The 2,035-nt window shown below is 66.0% G+C and carries 2 protein-coding genes; one reads left to right on the forward strand and one right to left on the reverse strand.

Annotated features, from left to right (window positions below; translation table 11 throughout):
• Positions 1–183 precede the first annotated feature (183 nt).
• Entirely contained in the window at positions 184–1,305 is a 1,122-nt protein-coding gene (locus tag ACIRFH_RS36540) for an IS630 family transposase (RefSeq protein WP_403530899.1), read from the forward strand.
• Positions 1,306–1,359: 54 nt separating this feature from the next.
• Here ACIRFH_RS36540 and ACIRFH_RS36545 read toward each other — a convergent pair whose 3' ends face one another.
• The gene (locus ACIRFH_RS36545; RefSeq protein WP_403530902.1) at positions 1,360–1,845 is read right to left on the reverse strand and encodes a GNAT family N-acetyltransferase; all 486 of its coding nucleotides are present in this window, start codon (positions 1,843–1,845) and stop codon (positions 1,360–1,362) included.
• Between the last annotated feature and the right edge of the window lie 190 nt (positions 1,846–2,035).

Raw genomic sequence — 2,035 nt, forward strand, 5'->3', positions numbered from 1 at the left:
CGGTTCGAGCTTCGGGCCACGACGGGGCACTGACGCACCAGCAGCAGAAGTCATGCAATTTCTAACGATCAACTACTGGCGCAGGACACTAGTGCTCTGACCGGAAATGATCACCGGTTTGGTGCTGCCTGGTCTCGCGCCGGTTGGATGTGACGACACGTCCGATCGGTGCGAGGAGGCGTAATGGCTGAGCCGGTCAGGGTCCGCAGGCTGACTGGGCAGGAGGGGCAGAAGCTGCAGCGGATCGTGCGGCGTGGCAGCACCAGCACAGTGCGGTTCCGCAGGGCGATGATGCTGCTGGCCTCGGCGGGCGGGAACACCGTCCCGGTGATCGCGAATCTGGTACAGGCGGACGAGGACACCGTCCGCGACGTCATCCACCGCTTCAACGAGATCGGGCTGGCCTGCCTGGGCCCTCGGTGGGCGGGAGGCCGTCCCCGCCTGCTCACGGGTGACGACGAGGAGTTCATCATCCAGACGGCCACCACTCGCCCCGCCAAGCTCGGCAAGCCCTTCACTCGCTGGTCGATCCGCAAGCTCGCCGACCATCTGCGGGACAACGTCGCCCGTCCGATACGCATCGGCCGTGAGGCCCTGCGCTGCCTGCTCCACCGTAGCGGCGTGACGTTCCAAAGGACCAAGACCTGGAAGGAATCCAGCGACCCGGACTTCGACGCCAAGCTGGACCGGATCGAGTACGCGATCAACGAGCGGCCCGATCGCACCTTTGCCTTCGACGAGTTCGGGCCGCTTGGCATCCGCCCCATCGCCGGCGCCGGCTGGGCGAAGAAGGGCCGCCCCGACCGGTTGCCGGTGACCTTCCACCGCACTCACGGGGTCACGTACTTCCACGGCTGTTACTCGGTCGGCGACGACACCTTGTGGGGCGTCAACCGGCGCCGCAAAGGGATCAATCCGACCTGGGCCGCGCTCAAGTCCCTCCGGTCAGCACGTCCCGACGGCGCCCCGATCTACGTGTTCCTGGACAACCTGTCCGCCCACAAGAACGCGCGCATCCTGCGCTGGGCAGTGAAGAACAAGGTCGAGCTGTGCTTCACCCCGACCAACGCCTCCTGGGCCAATCCGATCGAGGCGCTCTTCGGCCCGCTGCGGCAGTTCACCATCGCCAACTCCAGCCACCCCAACCACACCGTGCAGACCCGCGCCCTGCACCGCTACCTGCGGTGGCGCAACGCGAATGCCCGCCAGCCCGATGTCCTGGCCGCTCAACGCCGCGAACGCGCCCGCATCCGCAGCGAGAAAGGCATCCGCTGGGGCGGACGCGCACTGGCTGCCGCGGCCTGACCGCCACACCGGACGCCATGATCACAGCTCAGCGTTGTGCAGCGATCCTTCCCATCAGGCGCGTGGAACCCGGCGGACAGAGACCTCGAAGACGAGTTCGCGACCGTCCTCCTCATCCCACTGCTCTCCGACCTGAACGAAGCCGAAGCCTGAGATCGTGGCCAGGGATGCCACGTTGTCGGGGCTGATCGACGCCCGCACGGTCGTGACCGCGCGTTCCGCTGCCGCCCGGCGAAGCAACTCAATTAGTGTGGATCTGGCATATCCCTGGCGACGGAAATCGGGAGCGACGGAATAGCCGATCTCGACCATGCCGACCTCATCGGGCGGTCCGTGGAACCCGGCGTGTCCGACGACGAGCCCCTGGTCGCCGACGACCGCCTGCCGCACCATCCACCGCGCATGGCCGGGATCGGCGGCCATCTGGTCGAGCCGGAACTGCCACAGCCACCGTGCTTGATCGGTCACGAAGTACTCGGTCAGGGATACTCCAGCCGTCCTGCTGGCTCCGGACAGGTCCCCAGCCAACAAAGCGGACATCGCCTCGCCGGACAGCTCGACAAAACGGACACATTTCGGGCTCTGTGTGAGCGGTCGCCGGTGATCGGCTTTATCTGTCACCTGCGGATGCTCGCTGACTGACGTTTTCTCAACGATGATCATTTCCAGATTCCGTTGAGGACGATGGCAGCGCGGGCGATGTCTCCGATCCGGTTGGGGCTGAGGGTGA

The organism is Streptomyces sp. NPDC093586, from assembly GCF_044764905.1.
In the GTDB taxonomy this organism is placed as follows: domain Bacteria; phylum Actinomycetota; class Actinomycetes; order Streptomycetales; family Streptomycetaceae; genus Streptomyces.